We start from the raw sequence: 22651 nt of genomic DNA, 5'->3' as shown, positions 1-22651 counted from the left end.
GGGAGGAATCCACTTCTCAGCGATCCGGTATATCAGTACGCTGACGCCATGCGTTTTCGCCGCAACGGGATCATCGCCGGATCGATCGTCCTCATCGCCGTGCTCGTCGGCGCCCTTCCTGCCGCGGCGGCGGTGACGTCGTGGGCTACGTGGGGCCCGCTCGCCGGCACGAGCGGTGCCTACACGACGACGGTGCAGGTGGCGCCCGATCCTGCGCTCACCGCCACCATGACCAGCGACTCTCGCGCCGGGCAGGTCGGGGTCATCTCCGGGACGTCGATCTGGCTGTCCGAGGGCACACCCATCGGGGCGAAGTACGGATCGAGCAGGGACCAGCCGTACCTGAATCTGCGGCCCAAAGCCGACAACGCGATGAGTCCCTCGACGACGACCTACTCATTCGCCGCACCCACTCCGACCTCGGGATGGGCCTTCGCGCTCGGCGACATCGACTCCGACAGCGTGCGCATCCACGCCGTCGCGCCCGACGGGCACGTGCTGAGTGCCGCCGAGCTCGGCCTCCGAGACCGCTTCAACTACTGCGCCCCGGGTGTCGCCGGAAAGCCGGCGTGCAACGGTGCGGCGGACGACGTCCCGGCATGGGATGCCACGACCCTCACCCTGACCGGAAACCCCGCGGCCGCCGACACCAACGGCTCCGCGGCCTGGTTCGAGCCCTCGACCCCCATCCGCTCTCTCAGCTTCATCTTCACCCGCCGGGCCGGTCTTCCCGTCTACCAGACCTGGTTCGTCTCGGCAGCGAACGACATCCGAGGCACCGTCACAGACGCGGTCACCGGTCCTCTGGGTGGTGTCGCCCTGACGCTGACAGACGGCAACGGCTCGATCGTCGACAGGACGACCACTGCATCGGACGGCACCTATTCGTTCCCCGGTTTCATCGCCACCGACGGATACCGCGTGAGCGTGACGCCACCCGAGGACAAGATCGCGGTCGGACAGACCACGACCCCGGTCAACCTCAGCGGCGGCAACGCCGAGGGGGTCGACTTCACGGTGCGAGACATCATCCCCTCGCCCGTCACCGGTCTGGTTGTCGACGTGGACGGCAACCCGATGGCGGGTATCGCGGTCACGATCGGCGGACAGACCATGATGACCGACGCTGATGGACGGTATCTGTTCGACATGGTCCTGGACGGGCCGCAGGAAGCGAGCATCGCCCGTCCGACCGGATACACCGTCGTCAGCGCCCCGCCGGGGTTCGTGGTTCCCGCAGACAACGAGGATCTGATCACCCTCGCCGACTTCGTCATCAAGGCGGATCCGAGTCTGAGCGGCGCCGTACGGTGGAATGGAAGCGGGGTGCCCGGCGTCACGGTCACCGCTGTGCTGCAGGGTGGGGACACGCTCACGGCCGTGACCGGAGCGGACGGCGGATATGCGTTCCCGCGCCTGCCCGCCGGCAGCTACACGGTGACGATGACGACGCCCGAGGGGTATATCGCCACATCTCCTGTCAGCCGCACCGCACCAGTCGCGGGAACGGACGTCACGGGTGTGGACTTCGACCTGGCGCGGTTGGGGGCCATCGACGGCACGGTGCGCACCGACGGCGGCACTCCCATCGGGGGTGTGGTGATCGACGTGAATGGACCCGGGGGTCCCCAGCAGTACACGACTGGCGCCGACGGCACCTACGGTCTCGGCAGCCTCGCTCCTGGAACCTACGAGCTGAGCGTGCGCACGCCGAACGGCAGCAGTGTGGTCGGCGCGGCGACCCGCACCGTCGTGATCTCCGCTGCCGGCGAGTCCATCGAGGGGCAGGACTTCACTCTCGCGGCGGTCGTCGGCCCACCATCGCCGTCGCCCGGTCCTTCGACCGGAAACGGGAACAGCAGCGGCAGCGGACGACTGCCTGCAACCGGACTCGGACCCGAGACGTTCGCCTGGGCGGCGGGCGGTGCGGTCGTGATCATCCTCGGCGCGACTCTCCTGATCGTCTCCCGCCGGCGCTCAGGGCGGCAGTAGCCCGGTGGCCGCAAGTCGCGGTCAACTGCCGCTCGGCGGACCGAACAGCTCCTCGCCGTGCTCGTGCAGCAGCTTGTACGCGTCGGCGAAGGTCTCCGGCTCCTGCTCACCGGGCTTGCCGTATCGCGCGAGGAGTAGGCCGAGCAGACCGCGTGCGGGCGGCGTGAGAGGCTTCAGCTGATCCTTCTCTCCGGGCTGTGGTGCCGTGTCCTCCGGGTTGGGCGGCGTGTAGGCCGGGGTGGTCACCGGCCAGTCGGACGGATGCCGCGGCTTGTCGAGGTTGACGACGTTCAGGAGCGTGTTCGCCGACTCATCCCGGTCGTTGAGGGGCGTCAGGCCGTGCAGGCGAGAGAGGGTCGCGGTCACGGATCCGTGATGCATCTCGTCATGGATGATGCTGCCGCGCTTGGTATAGGCCGAGACGGCGATGGCCGGCACCCGGCACCCGAGCCGATCGAAGGTGAAGCCCATCTCACCCGGGCCGGTCTCGGGCGTCGGCTTCGTCACGGCGGGCGGCGGCACGTGGTCGTAGCACCCGCCGTGCTCGTCGAAGGTGATGAGCAGCAGGGTGTTGACGGCGTTGGAGCCCTTCTGGGAAGCGCTCGTGCGCACCGCCTCGTAGATGTCGTGGATGAGGCGGTCTCCGGCACGCACGTCAGAGATCGCACTGTCGAACACGGCCTCACCGTCGACCTCGCTCTCGCGGGGGGAACCGAAAGGAGGGTGGAAGTCGTTGTGGTCGTAAACCATCCGCGGCTCGATGAAGGCGTATGCGGGGAGCGTGCCGTCCTTCGCCTCGGCGTAGAAGTCCTCCATCGTTCCGAAATGATCGGTGCGCCAGTACTTCTCCAGCACCGCCGCATGCAGCATGCCGGTAAACGAGACGAGCTGGAGCTTGTCGATGTAGATCTTCCAGCTCACCTTCTTGTCTTCGAGCCGGTTGAACACCGTGGGCGCTGCCGGCGCATCCAACCACTTCCGGTAGCCGCCTCCGGCCTGGTTGGTCACGAAACCGTGAGACGTGGAGGCATGGAAGAACGAACGGTTGCAGAAGGTCTGCGAGGGCACTCCGGCGTACCAGTGGTCGAACACCGCGAATTCCGAGGCGAGCGTCGACAGCACCGGCAGCATCTCGGGAGAGAACGAGCCCATGATGTGCGCGGCTTCGTCGGGCCGGGGATCCACACCCTTGCGCAGGCGTCGGAAGTTGATGATGTAGTCCTCGAGGAAACCCGACATCGTGGCCTTCTCGCCGCGCGTCGGGGCGTTGAAGGGCGCGGTCATCTCGTCGACGAAGAGGTCGGCGTTCGTCGGAGGATCGACCGTGCCGAAGATCTGCGTGTTGACGTGCGGGTACTCCTCGCCCGGGTCCGGGTCGGGAAGACTCATGATCCGGTCGGTGTCGCCCTCGTACACGTGCGCGTCGACGACCGTGCCGTCGGAGGCGGTGTTGCTGTAGGAGCCGAATTCCAGACCCTCGAACGTCTCGCCCGCCGGGAGGTTCTCCTTCGAGTACAGGTACCCGAGCAGGTTGTCGAAGGAGCGGTTCTCGCCCATCACGACGACGAGGTGATCGAAACCGGGTTCGCTGCGCGGCGTGAGGGCGGCGAACGGATCGGGATCCGCCGCGAAACCGTCGCGACCGTTACCGGCGATGGAGGCTCCGATGGCCGCGCCGCCGACACCGCCGACCACCGCGCCGGCGAGGGCGGCGCCGCCCACCTTGAAGAAGCCTCGGCGGGAGGCATCGCGGGGGGCGTCGGGGGAGGGGGAATCTTCGTCGGCCATGCCGCGATCCTACGACGGTGCCGCTCCTCGTCGGAGGGCGCCCTCCGACGAGGAGCGGATCTGTTCGTCAGGCCGCGGCGATCCAGAGCACGGCACCCTCTCGCCAGCCGAGACCGGCCGCACCCTCGGGGATCGGCGCCTCGTGCCGCGGACGCACGACGCGCATCCGCTTTCCCGCGAGCTCGACGATGTAGACGACGTCGGCGCCTCGGTAGACATGGGTGACGACCTCGACACGTACCGGAGCGTCGCCTCCGATCGTCGGGGAGAGCCGCAGATCTTCCTGGCGGAGCACCACCTCGCCGGCGCCATCGGGGCCCGCGCCGGTCATCGGCACCTGGATCGTGGTGCCATTCAATGTCGCCACGGCGCCGGAACGGGTCGCAGGCAGCAGGTTCGCGGCACCGATGAAGTCGGCGGCGAAGGGAGTGCGCGGTGCTCCGTAGAGCTCGGCCGGTGCGCCCTCCTGCTCGATCACACCCGCGTTCATGAGGACGATGCGGTCCGAGAGGCTCATCGCCTCCTCCTGGTCGTGGGTGACGAACACGGTGGTCAGGCCGAGCGTGCGGTGCAGTTCCTTCAGCTCGACCTGCATGTCCTCCCGTAGGCGGGCATCGAGGTTCGACAGCGGCTCGTCGAGCAGCAGTACGCGCGGCTCGAACGCGATGGCACGGGCCAGGGCGACGCGCTGCTGTTGTCCGCCCGACAGCTGCGCCGGCATCCGATCGGCCAGGTGGCCCATCTGCACGCGCTCGAGCGCACGGACGGCGAGTTCCTTCTGCTCGGCCTTGGTCTTCTCGCCCGACATGCGCAGACCGAAGCGCACGTTCTCGACGACGCTCATGTGCGGGAACAGCGCATAGCTCTGGAACATCATGCCGAGGTGGCGCTTCTCGGGCGGGAGCCCGGTCACATCCTGGCCTGCGATCTCGATCGTGCCGCCGCTGGGCGACTCGAGGCCCGCGATGCAGCGCAGGAGCGTGGTCTTGCCGCACCCCGAGGGCCCGAGCAAGGAGACGAACTCCCCCGAACGCATCGAGATGTCGATGCCCTTGAGCACCTTCGTCCCTTTGAAGTCCTTGGTGAGAGCAGTGATGGTGAGTGTTGTCATCAGACGAACAACCTTCCCAGGCCGATGATGCGTTCGAGCACGATCATGAGGACGACGGTGAGCAGGACCATGAGAGTCGAGACGGCGGCCACGGTGGGCGACGTGCTGAACTCCAGCTGGCCGTAGATGGCGATGGGCAGGGTCTCGAGCTGCGGAGTACGCAGGAAGAGGGCGATGACCGCATCGTCGAACGAGATGTTGAAGGCGAAGAACGCGCCGGCGGCGATGCCGGGGCGGGCGATGGGGAGCACCACCAGGCGGTAGCGGTTCCAGGTGCTGGCGCCCAGGGTGCGTGCCGCCTCTTCCGTGAAGTGGTCGGCCCTGGTCATGACACCTGTGACGGTGCGCATGACATAGGGGATCGCGATCACGACGTGGATCGCGATCAGGACACCCACATTCGGCGACCCGATCGTGAGTGAGGAGATGGACAGTGCGCCGATGGCGAGGATGATCGTGGGGATCGTCAGCGGCGACATCAGCAGCCCCTGGATGGCGGCACCGCCGGGGACCTTGAAGCGGGTGAGGGCGAGAGCGGCTGCGGTGCCGATGGCTGCGGCGACGATCGCGACCGTGATGCCGACCAGCAGACTCAGCCGAAACGGCTCGAGATACGTGTCGGAGGTGAGCGCCTCGACGTACCACTCGAGCGTGAAGCCCTGACCGGGAAAGGTCAGGAAGCGGTTCTCGCCGATCGAGGCTCCGGCGACGACCATGAGCGGCACGAGCATGTAGAGCGTCACCACGACGCCGAGGACGATGGCGAGGACCCTGCCGAGGATCGGAACGGAACGGACCATGGTCACACCTTCTGCTTCCCGAGTCGGGACGTCGCTGCGAGCACGAGCATGACCCCGGCGAACAGCAGCACGGCCTGCGCGGCCGCGAACGACCAGTCGAGGTTGGTGGTCGCATCGATGTAGATCGTCTGCGCGAACACCGGGATCTGCGCGCCGCCGATGAAGCGCGGGGTGATGAACGAGCTCACCGACAGGACGAAGACGAGCGAGGCGCCGGCGACGATGCCGGGGATCGCGAGGGGGAGGACGACGTGCCCCAGTGTGCGCCAGAATCCGGCGCCGAGGGTGCGTGCGGCCTCCTCCAGTTGCGGCCGGATGCCCGAGATCACGCCGAGGATGCTCAGCACCGCGAACGGGAGGAGAACCTGCACCATCGCGATCACGACACCGGTCTCGGTTCCGAGGAAGCCTTGGGTGCCGCTCACGAGGAACTCGGCACCGGGGATCTTCATGAGGAGCCCTGACGGTCCCATCAGGACCACCCACCCGAACGTGCGGACGACGACGCTCGTCATGAGCGGGAGGATCACGACGATCAGCAGGAACGAGCGCACCTTGGATCCGGCGCGCGCCATCACGTAGGACAGCGGGATGGCGATGAGTAGGGTGATCACCGTCTGGATCACCCCCAGGCGGAGCGAGCGCAGCGCCGCCTGGAGGTGATACTCACTCGTGAACAACCGGGTGAAGTTGTCGAGGGTGAACCCGCCTGCCGACGATTGCACGCTCATGAGGAGCATGCCAGCCACCGGGGTGATGAAGGCGAGCGCGAGCAGCACGATCGCCGGCAGGAGCAGGAGCCAGGGCTCCCTACGGGTTCGCACACTCATTTGGTGATCAGCGCATTCCACTCATCGGTCCAGGCCGGTCGCGAAGCCGCGACATCGCCCGGAGCGTAGACGACGACCGTCTCGAGCTCGTCACCCGTCAGCACCGCGTCCGCAGCCTCGTCGGAGAGCTCGGTCTTGGTGTTGACCGGCGAGTACCGCATGTTCTCCGCGAAGACGGCCTGTGCTTCGGGGCGCAGTTCGAAATCGATGAAGAGCTTCGCGAGGTCGGGGTTGTCCCGGCCCTCGACCACGTTCGCCGTGATGAGGGAGGCGGTGACGCCTTCTTCCGGGACGATGAACTCTACCGGAAGGCCGGCGTCCTGCAGCGTGCCGGCGTAGTCCATCGCGTACGGTGCGAGCCACGTGTCGCGCTGGGCGAAGGCGGTCTGCAGATCGGGCGAGGTCGGGACGACGATCGCGTCGCCCGAGGAAGCCAGGGCCCCGAGATCGCTGATCGCCTGCGACGGGTCGTCGATGCCACCACCGAGCGCGTCGGCGACCCGGAGCATCGAGAGCACGCCGTACGTGTTCGAGAAGTCCGTGAGGGCGACGTGCCCTGCGTAGGCCTCGTCGAACAGATCCAACCACGAGGTGGGTGCCGGCGCATCCGCCTCGGTGTTGTACACGAGCCCGATCGGCGCGAGCTGGATGACCGGGCCTTCGCCCCGTTCGAGTCCGGCCGTGGCCAGGTCGATCAGGTCGCCGGTCTCGGAGAGTTCGTCGGCGGCGATCGGCGCGATGAGACCGTCTGCGGCCGCGGTGAACTCCTGCCCTCCGGAGAAATGCACGACGTCGATCTGCGGGCTCGCCTTCTGGGCGGTGACCTGCGCGAGGGCGTCGGCGCTGTACAGCGTGATCAGCTCGACCTTCGCCCCGGTCTCCTCCTCGAAGGGATCGACGACGGCCTCGATGAAGGCCTTCTCCCAGTCGCCGCCGAACGACGTGACGACGATGGTCTCGCCGGCGAACTCCTTGTCGCCGGACGATGCGCTGTCGTCACCGGCAGCACAGCCGGCGAGGACGAGGGCTCCGGTGGCGACGAGCGCTCCGGTGGTGAGGATTCTTCGGGTATTCATGCACTGCTCCTTCGGGATGGGTCCAGCACTGAGTAGACGCCTTAGACCAGGCGTCCGATGGTGAGCTGCTTGGCTCCGTCGATGCGGATCGCCGCGCTCTCCTTGGCGAACTCCGCGAGTCCTTCGGTGATGCCGCCCCAGATGTTGACGGGTGTCCATCCGAGCGGGCCGAGAGTACGGGCACCACGATCGTAGAAGACGCCGATCTCGTACCACTCGAACGGCAGCCCACCCATCTGCATGGGTCGCTGCCAGTACCACTGCAGATCACCCGGTGCGGGCACGACCTGCTGGTTCTCGAACGGCACCTTCTCGGGGTCGAAGTTCTGAGCCTCTTCGGGGAGCCCGACCATGACCTCCGGTCCGGCATACATCGCGTGCATCGCCTGCATGGTGACCGGCTTCTCCAGCGCACCCCACATGGCCTCGCACGTGCGAGGGGCGAGGTCCTCGAACAGGGTGGCGACGGCGCGGACGCCGTTCTCGTACTCGAGGAAGACCTGCTTGGTCATCGTGTTCCTTTCTCCGCAGCGGGGTGTTCCGCTGCTCGTTCGCGGGCGGCCGAGACGAACGCCGTGAACAGCGGCATCTCCTCTGCGGCCTCATCGGGGTCGATCATCTTCTCGGGGTGCCACTGCACTGCCCAGAAGGGCCAGTCGTCGTCGGACTCGACGGCTTCGACGATCCCGTCCGGCGCCCAGGCGACGGAGTGGACACCGGGGGCGGGAATGTCGATCGACTGGTGATGGATGGTGTTCACGATCCGCTCCCGCGTGCCGTAGAGGGCGGCGAGCCGGCTCCCGTCCGCGAGGACGATCGGATGCCGGGCGGCGAGCTGCTGGTCGGCGGCGCGCACCGGCTGGTGGTGTTCCGTGGTCGGGATATCGATCACGAGGGACCCGCCGAAGGCGATGTTGCTCACCTGCAGTCCGCGACAGATCGCGAGTACGGGGATACCGCGCCGGCGTGCCCCGAGGGCGAGTTCGATCTCGAAGCCGTCGCGCGAGGGGTCGTAGTTCTTCCCCTCCTGCGGTTCGGCACCATAGCGCGAGGGGTGCACGTCTTCGCCGCCGGAGAGCACCAGCCCGTCGAGGCGGTCGAGCACCTCGTCCACGCTCGCCGTCGGAGGGAGGAGAACGACGGCACCGCCGGCCGCTTCGATGGGGGCGGCGTACTCCGTTCCCAGGGTGTGCGCCGCGCGGCCGGCCCCGAGATCGGTGTCGATGAACCGGCGCCAGGTGGTGATGCCGATGAACGGGCGCGTCATGAGAGCTCGATCCAGGTGGTCTTCAGATCGGTGAACTTCTCGAGCGCGTGCAGGCTCTTGTCGCGACCGAATCCGGATCCCTTGACGCCGCCGAACGGGATCGTCATGTCGCCCTCTTCGAAGCAGTTGACCCACACGACGCCGGCGCGCAGGCGCCGAGACAGGGTGTGCACGGCGTTGAGGTCGGTGCTCCAGAGCGCGGCGGCGAGTCCGAACTCGGTGCCGTTCGCTATCTCGAGGGCGTCTTCGACGTCGTCGTAGGCGATGACCGAGAGCACGGGGCCGAACACCTCGCGCTGCGCGACCTCGTGCTGGGGAGTGACGCCGAGCACGACCGGGGCGAAGTAGCTGCCACCATCGACGGCGTGGAACCGCTCGGGGCTGCCGGCCGCGAGTTCGCCGCCTTCCGCCTGGGCGCGCTCGACGAAGCCGGCGATGCCCGCGAGCTGCCTCTCGCTGACGATCGCGCCCATCGAGGTCGTGACCTCGAAGGGGTCGGCGGGAAGGGTCGTGCGTGCGACGTCGGCGGCGATCTCGAGGGCACGGTCCCGCTGGGCGCGGGGAACCAGCAGACGCGACGAGGCCGTGCACATCTGGCCCTGGTTGTAGAAGCAGCCGTCGGCGGTGGCCCGCACCGCGCGCTCGAGGTCGGCATCCGGCAGCACCAGGCTCGCGGTCTTGCCACCGAGCTCGGGCCAGACGCGCTTGCCGTTCGACGCCGCCGAATAGCCGAGGAACTTGCGGCCGACCTCGGGCGAGCCCGTGAAGGTGACGACGTCGACGTCATGGTGCTCGCCGAGAGCACGGCCGGCGACCTGGCCGGTGCCGGGTGTGACGTTCAGGACGCCGGAGGGGATCCCGGCCTCGTGTGCGAGCTCGGCCAGACGGAGCGCCGAGAAGGTGGTGTGCTCGGCGGGCTTGAGCACCACGCTGTTGCCGACCGCGAGAGCGGGGGCGAGCTTCCAGGCGGTCATGGTCAGGGGGAAGTTCCAGGGCACGACGGCCGCGACCACTCCCGCCGGTTCGCGGGTGACGAGCGCGAGGCTGCCCGGGGCGGTGACGGGCATCTCGTCGAGGACCTTGTCCGCAGCCTCGCCGTACCAGCGGAAGCAGTTCACGACGGCGCGGAGCTCGGTCTGCAGCGCCTCGCGCAGGGGCTTGCCCATCTCGAGCGAGATGGTGAGGGCGAGCTCTTCGGCGTTGTCGTGGATCCTCTGGGCGAACGCGATCAGCAGCTGTCCACGCTCGCGGGGAGCGATCCGCGACCAGATCCCGGAGTCGAATGCCGCGCGCGCCGAGCGCACAGCACGGTCCACATCGCCCACCGAGGCTGCGCTGATCGGCGGGAGCGTCCGTCCGTCGCGCGGGCTCACCGGCGTCAGTGGCTCGGCCGAGCCCTCCTCCCACGCACCGTCGATGAACAAGCGCGTGCGCAGGGGCAGCGTCGCCGCGCGATCCGCCCAGTTGTCTCCCGTTGCCGTGAACACGGTCGTCCTCTCCAGGGGTGATGGCCCTGGAGAGGATACTTGCCCTATTTCGCCACTAGGTCAAGCGCTGAAGAACGATCTCGCCATTTCGTTACATGTCAGTAACAGAATCAGACTATAGGCGGATGGCGCCGGTGGGCATGTCGTTCGCCAGTGCTTCGGGTGCCTCATCCACGATCAGCGACCCACGCAGCACCGGCGTGATGACGACCAGCGACTCCACGACCTCGAGGCCTTCGTGGCCCGCCACGGCCGGCCCGGTGAGGAACTCGTAGAACTCGTCGGCGTCTTTCACGAGCACGTTGGCGAGCAGTTGCGAGGTGCCGGTGGTCGCGGCGATGAACTTCACCTCGGGCGCTGCCGCCAGGGCGGTTCCCACTCTCTCGAGGCGCGCCATCGGCACCCGGAGCCAGACGAGCGCCTCCAGTCCCAACCCGAACAGACTCGGCACGACCTCGGTCCGCGGATGCATCAGACCGCGACGGCTCAGGGACTCCATCCGGCGCCGGGTGGTCGTGACGTTCAGTCCCAGCGATCGGGCAAGCTGAGCGACCGGCATCCGTCCGTCCTTCAGCAGCAGCCGGATGAGCGCCTCTTCGTCCGTGCTCAGAGAATCGGCGGGGTCGACCTCGGATCCGGACGACTCGTCGAGCATGCGCGCCTGCTCGTCGGTGAGCACTCCCGCGCGCCAGTCGTGCCCCGAGCGGAAGAACTTCAGCACTGTCGTGACATTGATCGAGTCAATGCCGTCGAGCTCGGGGAAGTCGGTGAAGAGCAGCTCGCGGATGGAGGCGTCATCGTGGGGGAGCAGCATTCCGGCGATGTCGCTGCTGCCCTCGAGCACCGAGACCGAGGACGCGTCCGCCCGCCGCGCGAGCGTGCGTGCCACGTGCCACAGGGCATGGGGCTCGGTCGTGATGCGGAACAGCACCGCGCGGGCGTGTAGGACGCGGGCCGGGTCGACGTAGGTGGAGACGCGGACCAGTCCTCGATCCAGCAGCCGTTGGCCTCGACGGGCGACCGTGCGCTCGGGCAGATCGACCACGCGAGCGATCTCGCCCCACGACGCGCGGCCGTTCACCTGCAGGGCCGCGGCGACGATCCGATCGGTCTCGTCGGCGATCACATCATTCGCGGACACTTGCTCTCCTTCACCGGGGACGGACTCGGGTGAAGGCTATCTCAGTCGGCGGTTCCGTCAGGCGATGGGGAGTCTTGTCGACAGCGTCCGGATTCGCTTCAGATGTCGCTGAAGTCGTTGCCTCCGGTGCTGAGGCGGGTCACGACATCGCCGGTGATCTTGAGGTCGATGTACTCCACGCCGACTTCTCCGGGATTCACGAGGGACGATGTGCCGGGAACCTCTCGCACGTCGATGCTCAGGTAGTCGGCGACGCCGTCGCCGTCTTCATCCCAGCCGTCCACCGCTCCTGCGGCCATCGCCTCGGCGCGCGTGGAACCGATGCCGATGCCCTCCGGGGTGCGGAATATCACACCGGGGGCATCCGCCGACACGACCAGGTCGATACGGGTCTCGCGGACCGTCGCCTCCGTGCCCTGCCAGTCGTATCCGGAGTACACGGCGCCGTAGGGGCCCTCGACGGTTCCTTCCGTCGGAGCCGATCCGAAGGCGTCGGTGAGGGCGGCGACAGCGCCGTCAGGGTCGTCGTACGCGATCACGGCGCCGTCGTCGACCGAGAGGCCGTCGACCGAGATCTCGACGACCCGGTCCGCAGGCGTGGGGGACGGAGAGGCGACCGGCGACGATGACGATGACGGCGTCACCGAGCCGTCTGTGCTCGCCGGGGCGCAGGCGGTGAGCGAGAGGCCCAGGAGTGCGGCTGTGGCCGAAGCGAGGATGAGGCGAGAGTGAGGGCGCATGTCCAAAGCGTAGGGGTGTGTGGAGGAGGGGATGGCTCCCCGTGAGCAGCGGAATCCGCATCGTTATCGATGGGATATCTGTGCAGGGAAAGAGGGTGCCGGCCTGTCCGAAGACGGCACGGCACCCTCTCGTGCGGACTACTCCGCCTCGGTCGTCTCCACCGCGGCGTGACGGCGACGACGGCGCATCGCGAACAGGCCGAGGCCGGCGGCGAGGAGCACGACGGCTGCGACGATGTACGGCGCGCTGTCGGCACCTGTGGTGGCGAGGTCGCCGCCTGTCGAGCCGCCGTTGCCCGGTGCCACCGCTCCGCCACCGGCTGCCGCTGCGACGGTGAGGGCCGCGGTGACTTCGGTGCCGTCGGGCAGGATCACCGCGAGCGTGTGCCCGCCGGCCGGGGTGTTCGCCGGGATCGTGACCGTGCGCTGGAAGGATCCGTCCGCACCGGCGGTGGCGGTGCCCAGCTGCACCGGGTCGGACCGCAGCTCGAGTCGCAGCTGCGCGCCCTCCGCGAAGCCGCTGCCCGATACCGTGACCGTGCCGCCGGCCTTCACGGATGCCGCGCCGAGCTCGACCTTGGCCGGAACTTCGGGCTCCGGCGTGACCGGAGGCGTGACGCCGGCCTCGGTGACCCACTTCTCCCCGGCATTCGACTTCGTCACGGTGAACGTGTCGTAGACGGCGCCGACGGGGAGGTCGGTGGTCGCGCCCGGCTGCTTCTCGGCGAGGTACGAACGGTAGACCAGCTGATTCTTCGACACGTCGATGACCTGGTACGTGGTGACACCCTGGCCACGCAGCACCTGGGTGGCGCCGTTGTTGGTCCAGACGTTCTTCTCGGGGATCTCGAGGTCGTAGTGCTTCGCGCCCGAGTTCGACACGACGTAGACCGGGCCGGTGGTGAGGCCGGTGGTCTCGGTGGCATCGGTGTTCACGTAGCCGCGAGCGTAGGTGTGGTCGTGGCCCATGAGCACCAGGTCGATGTCGTTGCGCTGGAAGACCGGGAGCCACTCGGCGCGCAACACCGGCTCGTCGCGACCCTCGGATGCCGAGAACACCGGCTGGTGGAACGTGACGACGTTCCACTTCGACGGGCTGTTCTGCAGCAGCAGGTCGAGCCAGGCGCCCTGGAAGCGGGTCCACAGCGTGCCGATCTGGGACGACGGGCACTCCGTGCCCGTGCAGGACGGGAGTCCGGCCGGGGTGAGGAAGGTCGTGTCGCGGGTGGCGTTCAGCGTGATGAAACGCACGCCCTGGTAGTCGGTGTAGTACGCGGTCTCGGCGGCGAACGAGCTCCAGTGGTCGAAGAACGCGCGGTACTGCTGCGCCACGGCGGAGTCGCCCTTGGCGAGGTCGGCCAGCTCGCCGATCGAGCTCGTCGACGGGTTGTTGCGCGGGTATTCGAACGCGGCCTTCCACGCCGTGAGCAGCTTGTCGCCCGAGTATTCGTGGTTGCCAGGGGCGGCCATCACGTTGGTGCGGACGGCCGAGTCCTTCATGCCCTTGAACCAGTTGACCCACTCGTTCTCGTTGCTCGACGTGTTGATGAGGTCACCCGCGTGCACCGAGCCGATCGACCGGGGCGCGGCGGCTTCCGCCTGCTTCACGACGCTCGGCCACGTGGTGTCCAGGCCGATCTGCGCGTCGCCGTAGTAGATGAACTGGAAGTCGGTCGCGGACGGATCCGCGGTGCGGAAGGTGAACCAGTCGCTCCAGCTGCCCGGGAGGCCGACGCGATAGCGGTACTCGGTGGCGGCGGTGAGGCCGGTCACGGTGGCCGAGAAGTGCTTGTTCGGGTTGCCGTTCACGACACCCGCGTCATATGCGTCGACGGTGCGGGTCTCGCCGCCCGCCGAGGGCGCGATCTCGACCTGTCCGACCGTGTGCGAGGAGTCGCCGGCGAGCCAGGAGAACGACTGCGAGACGGCAGGCTGCTCGGTCGGGGTGAGGATGACGCGGGTCGGCGGGGCGACGACCGGGGTGCCGGGGGCGGATGCCTTGACCAGGGTCAGCGACGACATGTCGAAGAAGATGTCGGAGCTGGTCTCCCGGTCCTGGAACAGCGAGACGGCGATCGTGTTGGTGCCGTCGTGCAGCAGGTCGCCTTCGGCGCTGAACGTGCTGGTGAGCGGGTCGCCGTTGCCGTCTCCCGCGTACTCGACGTTGGTGGTGTCGGTGATGCGGCCGTCGACGTAGCGGGCGACCTCTTCGCCGTTGATCCAGACGATGATCGCGTCGTCGTACGTGATAGTGCTCTGGAGGGCCGCGACCTGCTCGGCGACGCCCGCTTCGAGCTCGAAGGTCGTGCGGAAGAAGTAGGTCGGGACGGTGGGGGCCGCCGTGCCGTCGAGGTAGTGGTTCAGAAGGGTCTTCGGCGTCTGCGGACCGACCGGTGCGAGCTTCCCGCCCTTCGCGCCGAACGAGCCGGCAGCGGTCTTCCATGCACTGTCGTCATAGGCGGGCAGCGTCCAGTCACGGAGCGCCGCCGGTGCGGGAGACGGGTCGGAGCCGTCGTCGAGGTAGTGCCAGGAGGTGTCGCCGGTGATCAGCGATCCCGTCGGCACCTCGGGGTCGGGTGCGGCGAGAGCCGCGGGGGCGACGACGGCGCCGCCGAGCAGGGCGAGGAGCGCGACGGACGTCAGTCCGCGACGCCGCCACCGCACCGCAGGGGTGGGGGAGCTCATGTCAGTCCTTCGAGGTGGGGTTTCCGTGCTCAGCCGCACGAGGCCCCTCCACCCCATCGAAGACGGATGACCGGCGTCTGACCCCGAAGGGAAGGGTGGGTGAACTCCGCGACCGACGCTCCTTCGGCCGAAACGGAGACCGACGTCGCGGGGACCGGCGTGTCGAGGGGTGGCGCGCCGGCGCGCGGGCGGACGGTCTGGGTTTTCGCAGAAGGGCTCGGAGAAGAGGCAGGGGCAGCAGACTGCCCCGGCACGAACGGCTCACCCCGGTACGCTGGAACCCATGCTCAATATGGCTGACGGCCTCGCCCGTCTCGGTGCGCTCGCCGAGAATCCGGTCGTCCGCACCCTCGCGACGGCGTTCGAGGAGGCCGGCTTCGATCTGGCCGTCGTCGGTGGTCCGGTGCGCGATGCGCTGCTCGGACGCGTGACCCATGACCTCGACTTCACGACCAACGCCTCGCCCGACGAGATCCTGACCATCGTCACGCCGATCTCGACCGCCCAGTGGGACATCGGCCGGGCGTTCGGCACGATCGGCGCGCGCGTGCAGCGCGAACAGGTCGAGATCACGACGTATCGTGCCGACAGCTACGACGGTGTGACCCGCAAGCCCACGGTGGAGTTCGGCGACACGATCGACGGCGACCTCGTGCGCCGCGACTTCACCGTCAACTCCATGGCCCTGCAGGTGCCGTCGGTCAAGCTCGTCGACCCGACCGGTGGGGTGGAAGATCTGATCGCTGGTGTTCTGCGCACCCCGGCGGACCCCCGGATCTCGTTCGGCGACGACCCCCTGCGCATGCTGCGCGCCGCGCGCTTCAGCGCCCAGCTCGGCTTCCGCGTCGAAGAGGCCACGGCCGAGGCGATCGCCGAGCTCCGCGAGACGCTGAAGATCGTGAGTCCGGAGCGCATCCAGTCCGAGCTCGTGCGCCTCATGCAGACCGAAGACCCGGTGCGCGGGATCCGCGTGCTGGTCGACACCGGGCTGATCGACGAGTTCCTGCCCGAGGTCACCGAGCTGCGCCTCGAGGTCGACGAGCACCACCACCACAAGGACGTCTACGAGCACTCGCTCACCGTGCTCGCCCAGGCGATCGAGCTCGAGCACTCCCGGCACCCCGGCGCCGCGCCCGACGTGCCGCTGCGCATCGCGGCACTCCTGCACGACATCGGCAAGCCGCGCACCCGCAAGCTCGAGGCCGGGGGAGTGGTCACGTTCCACCACCACGATGTGGTCGGGGCGCGCATGGCGCGCAAGCGGCTGCAGGCGCTGCGCTTCGACACCGAGACCACGAACGCCGTCGCCACGCTCATCGAGCTGCACCTGCGCTTCTTCGGCTACGCCGAGGGCGCCTGGACGGATGCGGCCGTGCGTCGCTACGTGCGCGATGCCGGCGATCTGCTGGAGCGCCTGCACATCCTCACCCGCGCCGACGTGACCACGCGGAACAAGCGCAAGGCCGGTCGTCTCGCGAGCGCCTACGACGACATCGAGTCGCGCATCGCCGCACTCCGCGAGCAGGAGGAGCTCGACGCGATCCGTCCGGAGCTCGACGGCAACCGCATCCAGCAGGTGCTCGGCATCAGCCCCGGACGCGAGGTCGGCGAGGCGTACCGGTTCCTCCTCGACCTGCGCCTGGACGAGGGCGTGCTCGGGCCCGATGTCGCCGAGCAGCGGCTTCGGGAGTGGTGGGCCGCGCGCGGCTGACCTGTCTCAGCGCAGTTCGGGGACGATGATCTCGACGTCGCCGGACACGAGCTCGAAGTCCTTCGGGTTGAAGGTAAGGAGGGCGGCGCCGAGTGCGTAGGCGTGCCCGGCCAGCATGAGGTCCTTGCTCCGGGCATGTACGGGACGGGTCAGGATCACCTCCGACGCAAGGCGGGCGTATCCCTCCGCGGCTGCCCGATCGAACGGGAGCCAGTCGGCTTCGAGGAGTGAGGAGAGGCGCATCAGTTCGTTGCGGCGGCTGCGGCGAAGAACAGGATCCGTCGCACGCTCGACTCCGAGCTGAAGTTCGGCGTAGACGATGGCGCTCAGAGCCACGTCGTCCGGGGGCAACTGCACGCTGTCGAGCTGGATCAGCACGTTCGTGTCAAGAAGAATCACGACTCTCCCACGGGTCCCGGAGCGGTTCGAGGAAGAAGGGATTCTGCCTGTCCGCCTCCAGCTCCGCCGCCCAGTCCCGACGCATCCTGTCATGTTCCGGGGTCGACGGGTTCGCATCCACCCTCGCCATGATCTCGCTTGATGGGACCGACCACCGGCGCGGACGGGCCATCCGCTGCGCCAGGTCGGCTTCGAGCCCGCTCGCGCTGTTCTTCGCCAATCGCGTGAGCACGTCGCGCACCTCGGCCTCCATCGAGCGGGAGTTCTGTCGGGCACGCTCCTTCAGCGCGTCGACGACATCGTCGCTGAGATTCCGGATGGTCACGGTCGCCATATCCCGCCTCCTGACAGCAGAATGCTAGCAGGAAGATCTCTCTCGCATCACCCCTCGCGCCGACGCTCCAGCTCGGTGAACACCACGCCGCTTTCGTAGGCGACCGTCTGCACGGCATCGAACCTCTCGGGGCGATACGGGCGCTCACCGAACAGGGGAATGCCCGAGCCGAACAGCAAGGGCTGTCGTTTGAGGACGAGTCGGTCGATCTCGTCGGCGAGTGTCGCCGCCAGGGCGCCCCCGCCGCAAAGCCAGATGGCGGCGCCATCTTCCTGTTTCAGTCGCCGCACGACGTCGATCGGATCCTCGGCCGTGACGACGAGGCTCTCGCCCTCGGCCGTCTTCGAACGACTGAAGACGATCTGTCGCAGGTGACGGTAGGGGCTGGAGACCCCGCCGACGGCGTAGGTGTTCCACCCCATCAGCACCGTGTCGAAGACGTCGAGGTTCTGTGCGATCCCGAGCGCTGCGGCCGCGGCGGTCGGGAGGGTGTCGGCGAAGCGCCGATTGATGCCGTCCATGTGGTCGCCCTCGACGAGGAACGCGTCGAACTCGCCGTTCGGGCCGGCGATGTAGCCGTCGAGGGTGACGGCGGCGTAGTACACGAGTTCTCGCATGATGCTCCAATCACTACACTTGTCGCGGTTACAGTACAACAGGCGTAGTGATTGCGCTAGTCTTCTTCCCATGGTCAAGAACGACTCCCGGCGGCGGGCGATCGCGGATGCGGGACTCACGGTGCTCGCACGGGAAGGGTCGAGAGGTCTCACGCACCGCGCGGTCGACGTCGCCGCGCGGGTTCCGACCGGCACCACATCGAACTACTTCCGCAGTCGGAACGCCCTGATCGAGGGACTCGTCGAGCGAATCGGAGAGCGACTCGCTCCTACGACCGAGGATCTCGAGCGCCGCGCGAACGTGCCACCCGGCCCCGCGCTGTTCGCCGACTACATCCGCGACATCGTGCGAAGGCTGACCGAGGATCGAGACGTGACGCTCGCCCTGTTCGAGCTGCGACTCGAAGGCGGCCGACGCCCCGAGGTCGCCGCCGTGCTGGGCGCCTGGCAACGTGCCGGCTTCGACGGCGACATCGCCTTCAACACCTCGGCAGGGCTCCCGGGCGGACGGCGCGAGATCGCGCTTTTCCACTACGCGATCGACGGACTGCTGCTCGACCGGCTCACCACTCCGATCGATCCGGACACCTCGACGGACGAGGTGATCGACGACCTCGTCGCCGGCCTCCTCCGTTGACGCGGTGAGGTGTTCCCTCGGGGCCGCGCTGCTCGTACACTGAGGCAACGCACGCTCTCGACGATCGGAGACCGCTGTGTCTGCGCCGTGGCAGGTATCCCGCGAGTCCCTCCCCCCGACATCGCGACTGCTCATCGAGCGTGCGCACGAAGAGCTGCTCGCCGGCAATCTCGACGACCGGCGCCTGCAAGAGGTGCGCCCCCTCGTCCGCGAGTCGTGGGAGAGGTCGTGGCGCGGTCGGGTCGGACCCGAAGGCGCTCCTCCGCTCGAACTGGTCAGCGACGAGCTCGAGGCCTACCGCCTCGCCCACCCTCTCGCCTCGGTGATGGACATGATCCGTGCGCTGCTGCTGCCCGGCGAGGCGGAGGACACCGGAGTGATCATCGCCGTCGGCGACCAGGCCGGACGCCTGCTCTGGATCGAGGGGGATGATCAGCTGCGCTCGCTCACCGACGGCATGGGCTTCGTCGCCGGTGCGAACTGGTCGGAGGATGCCGTCGGCACGAGCGCCCCCGGAACCGCGCTCGCCCTCGGCCAGTCGGTGCAGATCCGCGGCGCGGAGCACTACAACCGCCTCGTGCATCCGTGGTCATGCACGGCTGCACCCGTCCGCGACCCCGAGACGCAGCGTGTGCTCGGAGTCATCGACATCACCGGAGGCCCCGAGGTGGTCTCGCTGCAGGCGCGACTGCTGGTCGATGCGACGGCCCGCGCGGTCGAGTCGGAGTTGATGGTGGCTCGTCTGCGCCGACGGAGCGAGGAGTCCCGGCCGCGAACCAGCGTGACGAAGGGACGCATGCCGGCGACCGCGCGCGCGACGCTGCATGTGCTCGGCCGGGATCGAGCCCGCCTGGAGACCGAGTCCGCACACGACGAGTCCATGATCGAGCTCAGCGCACGCCACGCGGCGATCCTGCTGATGCTGGCCGTGCACCGCCAGGGTCTCTCGGCCGAGCGCCTCTGCGAGCTCGTCTACGGCCCGGGCGTCTCGCCCGACACGCTCCGCCCGGAGATGGTTCGCCTGCGCAAGGTGCTCGAGCGCACGGCCCCCGATCTGGTGCCCGAGTCGCGCCCGTACCGCCTTCCCGTCGCCCTCGATACCGACGCACATGACGTGCTGTCACTGCTCGATCGCGGCGCGCACCGGGTGGCGCTCACCGCCTATCGGGGTCCGGTGCTCCCCGAATCGACCTCGCCCGGCGTCGAGGAGTTCCGGGAGTCGGTGAGGGGAGCGCTCCGCGAAGCGATGCTGTCCGAGGCGAGTCTCGACGTGCTGCTCTCCTACGCAGAGATCCCCGAGGGGCAGGGAGATGCCGAGGCACTCCGTCTCGCGCTGGAGATGCTCCCCGCCCGGTCGCCGAAGCGCGCAGGGCTCGTCGCGAGGATCGAGCGCCTCGAGGCCTGACCGCGGCCTGCAACCGGGCGCAACGTTGCGCATCGGGGCGCAACCCCGGGCGACCTACCTTCGGAGAAGAGCCGCTGCACCGACGCGCGGCCCCGTCGAAGGAGACCCCATGAGCATCGTCGAAGAAGACGTGTCCCTCGCCTACGCGGCCCCGGGCCAGCCGGGCGCCCTCGCGAACTACCGGCCGCGCTACGGCCACTACATCGGCGGCGAGTTCGTCGAGCCCGTGAAGGGCCAGTATTTCGAGAACGTCAGCCCCGTGAACGGCAAGGTCTTCACCGAGGTCGGTCGCGGCACGAGCGAAGACATCGACCGGGCCGTCGAGGTCGCGTGGCAGGCGTTCGCGACCTGGGGCAAGACCAGTCCTGCCGAGCGATCCGTGATCCTCAACAAGATCGCCGACCGGATCGAACAGCACCTCGAGGAGATCGCGGTCGCCGAGACCTGGGAGAACGGCAAGCCGGTGCGCGAGACCCTCGCCGCCGACATCCCGCTCGCCGTCGACCACTTCCGCTACTTCGCCGGCGTCCTGCGGGCGCAGGAAGGCGGCATCAGCCAGCTCGACGAGAACACCGTCGCGTACCACTTCCATGAACCGCTGGGTGTGGTCGGGCAGATCATCCCCTGGAATTTCCCGATCCTGATGGCGGTCTGGAAGCTGGCGCCCGCGCTCGCCGCGGGCAACTGCGTCGTGATCAAGCCCGCCGAGCAGACACCGGCATCCCTGTTGTTCCTGTTCGAGATCATCGGCGACCTGCTGCCGGCCGGCGTCGTGAACATCGTGAACGGGTTCGGTATCGAGGCGGGCGCTCCGCTCGCGCAGCACAAGCGCATCCGCAAGGTCGCCTTCACGGGCGAGACCACGACCGGTCGCCTCATCATGCAGTACGCCTCGCAGAACCTGATCCCGGTGACGCTGGAACTCGGAGGCAAGAGCCCCAACGTGTTCTTCGAAGACGTCGCGCGTTCGACCAGCGATCCGTTCTACGACAAGGCGCTCGAGGGCTTCACGATGTTCGCGCTGAATCAGGGCGAGGTCTGCACCTGCCCCTCGCGCGCACTCATCCAGCGGTCGATCTACGACGGCTTCCTCGCCGACGGGCTGGAACGGGTCGCGAAGGTCGTGCAGGGCAATCCGTTGGATCCGGCGACGATGATCGGCGCGCAGTCGTCGAACGATCAGCTCGAGAAGATCCTCAGCTACATCGACATCGGCAAGCAGGGCGGTGCGCGACTGCTCACCGGTGGCGAGCGGGTCGATCTCGGCGGCGATCTGAGCGAGGGCTTCTACGTCGCGCCGACCGTGTTCGAGGGCACCAATGACATGCGCATCTTCCAGGAGGAGATCTTCGGGCCCGTGCTGTCGGTCACCTCGTTCGACGGCTTCGACGACGCGATCTCGATCGCGAACGACACCCTCTACGGACTGGGTGCCGGTGTGTGGAGCCGCAGCGGGGACACGGCTTATCGTGCAGGGCGGGCGATCGAGGCCGGACGCGTCTGGACGAACACGTATCACCAGTACCCGGCGCATGCGGCGTTCGGCGGGTACAAGCAGTCGGGCGTCGGGCGCGAGAACCACAAGATGATGCTCGACCACTACCAGCAGACGAAGAACCTCCTCGTCTCGTACGCGGAAGGGCCGATGGGCTTCTTCTGAGCTCGATCCCCGGGCGGGCGCTGCTCCCTCAGCGTCCGCCCGGCTCCCTCCCCGGAAGGCGGCAGTCATGGTCAGCATCGGCACCTATCAGCGCGTGGACGTGACGGAGGCGGCGGCCGCACTCGTGCGTGAGCTGACCGCACAGCACGGGCCGCTCATGTTCCACCAGTCCGGCGGCTGCTGCGACGGCTCTTCACCCATGTGCTATCCGATCGGGATGTTCATCACGGGGCCGGGCGACGTGCTGCTCGGTGCCCTCGACGTCGGGCTGCCGCAGACGGTGGAGGTGTTCATGTCGGAGTCGCAGTTCGAGTACTGGAAGTACACGCACCTGACCATCGACGTGGTGCCGGGGCGCGGTGCGGGTTTCTCGGTCGAAGGCCCGACCGGGATGCGATTCCTGATCCGGTCCCGGATGCTGAACGATGCGGAGCTGGAGTACTTCGGCTTGTCGACGCGAGCGGTGTGAACGGCGCGACGGAGGCTTCTGGTTACGATGAGCCGATGTGGTGGACGGACGAGCAGTGGTCGGAGCTCATCGATCCCGCGCGGTGTGGCATGTGCGGCGACGCTCACCTGGAGGAGAACGAACACAGCATCCTGGTGGGTTCCACCGAGGCCACGTACTTTCGTCTCGTGCGAAATCAAGCTCACGCCGGTTATTCCGTGGTGATTCTTCGTGAACACGTCACCGACCTCGATCGGCTCGATGCGCTCCAGCTCAATGCTTTCTGGCACGACGTGCAGCGCGCGGGGAAGGCGGTCGGCGCGGCGTTCACGCCCCGAAAGATCGACTACCTCGTGATGGGGCATCGCGCACCGCACCTGCACTGCCATGTGTTCCCGCAGCATCGAGACGATGACCCGCTTCGGAATGTGGATATCGCGGAGGGGCCTGTGTACCTGTCGGCGTCCGAATTGGATGGTTCCGTCGCCGCTCTTCGCGAGACGTGGCGGGACTTCGCCTGACC

At 68.0% G+C, this 22651-nt stretch carries 21 protein-coding genes; 7 read left to right on the top strand and 14 right to left on the bottom strand.

Going from position 1 to position 22651, the window contains the following annotated elements; all coding sequences use genetic code 11:
• Positions 1-48: 48 nt before the first annotated feature.
• Complete coding sequence (locus ABDC25_RS18845) at positions 49-1992, top strand: carboxypeptidase regulatory-like domain-containing protein (protein WP_347124153.1); 1944 nt, start codon at positions 49-51, stop codon at positions 1990-1992.
• A gap of 21 nt (positions 1993-2013) precedes the next feature.
• Here the strand turns inward: ABDC25_RS18845 and ABDC25_RS18840 are convergent, their stop codons facing one another.
• From ABDC25_RS18840 to ABDC25_RS18790, 11 genes are all read right to left on the bottom strand, one after another.
• Positions 2014-3780, bottom strand: a complete 1767-nt coding sequence (locus ABDC25_RS18840; protein WP_347124151.1) for an alkaline phosphatase family protein — start codon at positions 3778-3780, stop codon at positions 2014-2016.
• A 67-nt stretch (positions 3781-3847) separates the two neighbouring features.
• Positions 3848-4891 carry an ABC transporter ATP-binding protein gene (locus ABDC25_RS18835; protein ID WP_021201405.1) on the bottom strand — a complete coding sequence of 348 codons (1044 nt, stop codon included), beginning with the start codon at positions 4889-4891 and terminating at the stop codon, positions 3848-3850.
• On the bottom strand, positions 4891-5691 hold the full coding sequence (locus ABDC25_RS18830) for an ABC transporter permease (RefSeq protein WP_029260809.1): 801 nt from the start codon (positions 5689-5691) through the stop codon (positions 4891-4893). The genes ABDC25_RS18835 and ABDC25_RS18830 overlap by 1 nt, the downstream gene beginning before the upstream one ends.
• A gap of 2 nt (positions 5692-5693) precedes the next feature.
• Entirely contained in the window at positions 5694-6521 is an 828-nt protein-coding gene (locus ABDC25_RS18825) for an ABC transporter permease (protein ID WP_347124148.1), read from the bottom strand.
• Complete coding sequence (locus ABDC25_RS18820) at positions 6518-7597, bottom strand: extracellular solute-binding protein (RefSeq protein WP_021201408.1); 1080 nt, start codon at positions 7595-7597, stop codon at positions 6518-6520. The genes ABDC25_RS18825 and ABDC25_RS18820 overlap by 4 nt, the downstream gene beginning before the upstream one ends.
• A gap of 41 nt (positions 7598-7638) precedes the next feature.
• Positions 7639-8109, bottom strand: coding sequence for a DUF3830 family protein (locus ABDC25_RS18815; protein WP_017829890.1), 471 nt, complete (start codon positions 8107-8109; stop codon positions 7639-7641).
• Positions 8106-8864 (bottom strand): gamma-glutamyl-gamma-aminobutyrate hydrolase family protein, encoded by a 759-nt coding sequence (locus ABDC25_RS18810; RefSeq protein ID WP_167254983.1) that lies wholly within the window; start codon positions 8862-8864, stop codon positions 8106-8108. The genes ABDC25_RS18815 and ABDC25_RS18810 overlap by 4 nt, the downstream gene beginning before the upstream one ends.
• Positions 8861-10351, bottom strand: coding sequence for an aldehyde dehydrogenase family protein (locus ABDC25_RS18805; RefSeq protein ID WP_167254985.1), 1491 nt, complete (start codon positions 10349-10351; stop codon positions 8861-8863). Before ABDC25_RS18805 ends, ABDC25_RS18810 begins: the two co-directional genes overlap by 4 nt.
• Before the next feature lie 115 nt (positions 10352-10466).
• Positions 10467-11492, bottom strand: coding sequence for an Lrp/AsnC family transcriptional regulator (locus ABDC25_RS18800; protein ID WP_021201411.1), 1026 nt, complete (start codon positions 11490-11492; stop codon positions 10467-10469).
• Positions 11493-11590: 98 nt separating this feature from the next.
• Positions 11591-12232: a hypothetical protein gene (locus ABDC25_RS18795; protein ID WP_167254987.1), complete on the bottom strand. Its 642-nt coding sequence runs from the start codon at positions 12230-12232 to the stop codon at positions 11591-11593.
• Positions 12233-12370: 138 nt separating this feature from the next.
• Positions 12371-14917, bottom strand: a complete 2547-nt coding sequence (locus ABDC25_RS18790) for a metallophosphoesterase family protein (protein ID WP_347124144.1) — start codon at positions 14915-14917, stop codon at positions 12371-12373.
• Positions 14918-15200: 283 nt separating this feature from the next.
• Here ABDC25_RS18790 and ABDC25_RS18785 point away from each other — a divergent pair, with 283 nt between their 5' ends.
• A complete protein-coding gene (locus ABDC25_RS18785; protein ID WP_021201414.1) occupies positions 15201-16628 on the top strand; it encodes a CCA tRNA nucleotidyltransferase in 1428 nt (475 codons plus the stop codon).
• Positions 16629-16634: 6 nt separating this feature from the next.
• On the opposite strand, the gene ABDC25_RS18780 is transcribed toward ABDC25_RS18785, so the two are convergent.
• From ABDC25_RS18780 to ABDC25_RS18770, 3 genes are read right to left on the bottom strand one after another with little or no spacing between them, the layout of a single operon-like run.
• Positions 16635-17027 carry a PIN domain-containing protein gene (locus ABDC25_RS18780; RefSeq protein ID WP_347124142.1) on the bottom strand — a complete coding sequence of 131 codons (393 nt, stop codon included), beginning with the start codon at positions 17025-17027 and terminating at the stop codon, positions 16635-16637.
• Complete coding sequence (locus ABDC25_RS18775) at positions 17014-17361, bottom strand: hypothetical protein (RefSeq protein ID WP_347124140.1); 348 nt, start codon at positions 17359-17361, stop codon at positions 17014-17016. The genes ABDC25_RS18780 and ABDC25_RS18775 overlap by 14 nt, the downstream gene beginning before the upstream one ends.
• Before the next feature lie 47 nt (positions 17362-17408).
• The gene (locus ABDC25_RS18770) at positions 17409-17978 is read right to left on the bottom strand and encodes a dihydrofolate reductase family protein (protein WP_021201417.1); all 570 of its coding nucleotides are present in this window, start codon (positions 17976-17978) and stop codon (positions 17409-17411) included.
• Between the two features lie 70 nt (positions 17979-18048).
• Here ABDC25_RS18770 and ABDC25_RS18765 point away from each other — a divergent pair, with 70 nt between their 5' ends.
• From ABDC25_RS18765 to ABDC25_RS18745, 5 genes are all read left to right on the top strand, one after another.
• Positions 18049-18615 carry a TetR/AcrR family transcriptional regulator gene (locus ABDC25_RS18765; RefSeq protein WP_021201418.1) on the top strand — a complete coding sequence of 189 codons (567 nt, stop codon included), beginning with the start codon at positions 18049-18051 and terminating at the stop codon, positions 18613-18615.
• 76 nt (positions 18616-18691) lie between these two features.
• Positions 18692-20020: a GAF domain-containing protein gene (locus ABDC25_RS18760; RefSeq protein ID WP_021201419.1), complete on the top strand. Its 1329-nt coding sequence runs from the start codon at positions 18692-18694 to the stop codon at positions 20018-20020.
• Between the two features lie 109 nt (positions 20021-20129).
• A complete protein-coding gene (locus tag ABDC25_RS18755) occupies positions 20130-21680 on the top strand; it encodes an aldehyde dehydrogenase family protein (RefSeq protein WP_021201420.1) in 1551 nt (516 codons plus the stop codon).
• Between the two features lie 67 nt (positions 21681-21747).
• Positions 21748-22149: a DUF779 domain-containing protein gene (locus tag ABDC25_RS18750; RefSeq protein WP_021201421.1), complete on the top strand. Its 402-nt coding sequence runs from the start codon at positions 21748-21750 to the stop codon at positions 22147-22149.
• A gap of 35 nt (positions 22150-22184) precedes the next feature.
• A complete protein-coding gene (locus ABDC25_RS18745) occupies positions 22185-22649 on the top strand; it encodes an HIT domain-containing protein (protein ID WP_021201422.1) in 465 nt (154 codons plus the stop codon).
• Positions 22650-22651 lie beyond the last annotated feature (2 nt).

This window comes from Microbacterium sp. SY138, assembly GCF_039729145.1.
Lineage (GTDB): Bacteria > Actinomycetota > Actinomycetes > Actinomycetales > Microbacteriaceae > Microbacterium > Microbacterium maritypicum_A.
This window is presented reverse-complemented; position numbering and strand designations above follow the sequence as displayed.